This is a genomic window from Pseudomonas sp. P5_A2_2 (assembly GCF_054177685.1).
The window spans coordinates 1-2,594 of the sequence record NZ_JBGCUL010000645.1; the positions used below are offsets into that span (position 1 = coordinate 1).

The 2,594-nt window shown below is 56.4% G+C and carries 5 protein-coding genes; all 5 read right to left on the reverse strand.

What is annotated here, in order from left to right; genetic code table 11:
* Positions 1–699, reverse strand: a 699-nt coding sequence (locus ACXRVY_RS23590; RefSeq protein ID WP_458238383.1) for a transporter substrate-binding domain-containing protein, incomplete at its 3' end; no start/stop codon positions are given.
* A 105-nt stretch (positions 700–804) separates the two neighbouring features.
* Complete coding sequence (locus ACXRVY_RS23595) at positions 805–1,092, reverse strand: type II toxin-antitoxin system RelE family toxin (protein WP_457266246.1); 288 nt, start codon at positions 1,090–1,092, stop codon at positions 805–807.
* Positions 1,082–1,321 carry a type II toxin-antitoxin system RelB/DinJ family antitoxin gene (locus ACXRVY_RS23600; protein WP_223457013.1) on the reverse strand — a complete coding sequence of 80 codons (240 nt, stop codon included), beginning with the start codon at positions 1,319–1,321 and terminating at the stop codon, positions 1,082–1,084. Before ACXRVY_RS23600 ends, ACXRVY_RS23595 begins: the two co-directional genes overlap by 11 nt.
* 219 nt (positions 1,322–1,540) lie before the next feature.
* A complete protein-coding gene (gene copD / locus ACXRVY_RS23605; RefSeq protein ID WP_223457016.1) occupies positions 1,541–2,464 on the reverse strand; it encodes a copper homeostasis membrane protein CopD in 924 nt (307 codons plus the stop codon).
* Positions 2,465–2,467: 3 nt separating this feature from the next.
* Positions 2,468–2,594: copper resistance protein CopC (locus ACXRVY_RS23610; protein ID WP_458238384.1), on the reverse strand; the 127-nt coding region annotated here is incomplete at its 5' end.

A 2,594-nucleotide genomic window follows, 5' to 3' on the forward strand; every position in this document is an offset into this window, starting at 1 on the left:
GTACAGCTTCCAGGTGATGTCGTCGCGGGGCAGCAGGTAGGCTTTTTCGCCGTATTGCAGGTAGTGCGTGGGGTTGACCGCGCAGAGGCCCGGTTTGAGCTTCTGCTGATACAGCGCCTCCGATGCGTCGGTGATCATTACGTCGGCTTTTTTATCCAGCAGTTCCTGAAAGATGCTTACGTTGTCGTGCAGTTGCAATTGCGCCTTGGGCAGGTAGGCGTGGACAAACGCTTCGTTGGTGCCGCCGGCGGGTTCGACCAGGCGAACCGAGGGTTGGTTGATCTGTTCGAYGGTCTGGTACCGCGCCTGGTCTTCGCAGCGCACCAGCGGGATTTTGCCGTCGACGTCGAGGATGTTGCTGAAGAAGGCTTTTTTCTGCCGCTCCAGGGTGACCGAGATGCCGCCCATGGCGATGTCGCACTTGCCGGCGAGCATGTCGGGCATCAGGGTTTTCCAGGTGGTGGGCACCCACTCGACCTTGACGCCAAGGCTGTCGGCCAAGGCGCGGGCCATGGCGATGTCGATGCCGGAATGCTCGCCGTCCTCTGATTTGAGGGTGTAGGGCTTGTAGTCACCGGTGGTGCAAACGCGTAATTGTCCCTGTTGTATGACGCTGTCCAGGTGCGAAGGTTCTGCCTGGGCGCCAAGGGAGAGTGCGAGCAAGCCGCCGAGCATCATTGCTCTGTTGATTTTCTTCATTGTTATCGGACTTTTGTGCTGGAGTGGTTTTGAAGGGGGAGTGTAGTGAAACTTTCACCGGTGTGAAAAATCAGCGCCCCCATAAATGGCTACCACCTTGCGTCATTACTTCAAGCGTTCAGCCGCTTTGCGATAAACCTGCTCACGTTCCCGTTTATCCACGGCTACCACAAACACAGTAATTTCCTGGTCAATCACTTGATAGACCAAGCGGTAACCGCTGCTACGTAGTTTGACTTTGTAGCAGTCGGGAAAACCATGCAGGCGGTTAGCTTCAATGCGTGGATTGTTCAGGATCTCCATCAGCTTCTTTTTGAGCTGCTGTCGGACTGTGTCGCCAAGTATTTGCCATTCCTTCAATGCACGGGCATCAAACTCAAGGCTATAGGTCATCTATAGAAACCTTTACTCGTTGAGGAGATGCAAGCCGTTCCCGCACGGTGGCCAATAAAGCCTCATCGTCTTCAGTCATCAAGACAGGCTTGAAAGGCAACTGACCACGTTCCGCTACATATTGCAGGGTCTGGCGCATCAGTTCGGAAGGCGTGACGCCGAGCTTTTCCAGTTCGAGATAGGCGCGAGCCTTGAGGTCGTCATCGATACGGATGTTGATAGATGCCATGGGATAGATTCTCATGTAATGACATTTGTCATTACATTGAATCAAGAGTTCCTCATTGGCAAGTCCGCCGAGACGTACGGCTAATTTAGAGAAAATTCGTACTCGGGAGGATGAAAATGCCAACCAGCAAAGATCCCAACGCCTGGGCCTTTGCCCAGGCCTGGGTGGCCCAAATTTAAATCAGTACTTAAGTGTCAGAGATTTCCCCCTGAAGATGGCTCATTCCACTTCCGGACTCAACGTCCCCAGCCACGCCACCACCCCCACAATCAACACCGCTGCGGCCATTTCCACTACCACACTGCGTCGAAGTGCATGGGCCGCCGCGCGATATTGGCCCTCTCGTAACGACTGCTCCAGCAAGGGGCCAAGATGAAAGCGGTTCAACGCCGCCAACACCAGCATTCCGGCAAACAGCAGTACTTTGATCGCCAGCAAAATTCCGTAATGGCTGAGTAAAACCTCATCGAGCTTCGGCCCGACGATAAACAGGTAGTTCACCACGCCCGTCAGGGTGATGATCACAACGATCAGCGCACCGACAAGCTCGAATCGCTTGACCGCGAGGGCCAGTAAGCGAATGTGTGCTTCGGTTTGCAGAGCCCGGGTTTGCGCCATCAGGGCAAACGCCAGCAACGCACCGAGCCAGGCGCCCGCTATCAGCAGGTGCAGGATGTCCGCGGTGAAGTGCCAGTAACGGCGACTGTCTTCGTCCATGGCGCCGTGCCCGCTCCAGGCCAGGCTGGCGAGGGCGATGCCGCCGGCCGTGGCGGCGATTACCAGGCTGATGCCGGGGGCGCGTGGGTTGAGCATCAACGCCAGACCCGCGACCGTCAATGCAATCATCCTCGCAGCCCAGGCCAACCCGACGTCGGTCTCGAACAGCATCATCTCGATGTGAGGGCGCAACTCGGTAACGTCTGACTCGCCGCTCATGGCGCGAACCATCAGCACCATGCCGGTGATGGACAGCAGTGCGCCGAGTCCGGCTGTTGCCGTCAATAATCGGCGAAAGGGCAGCACCGTCCCGGATAGCCGTTCCTGTCCTTTGAAGCTGTAGAGCCCGAACAGCGCCACGCCAAACAACAGCATCAAATCCACATACAACACAAACCGCAGCACGACGTTGGCCGAGTCGCTCATCGATCATTTCACTTTGAACGTGACGTTGCCGGTGATCGGATGGGTGTCCGACGACACCGCGCGCCATTCGACCTTGTAAGTGCCGGCAGTCAAGGGCGCTGTCGGAATGATGAACATGGTCTTCGGATCA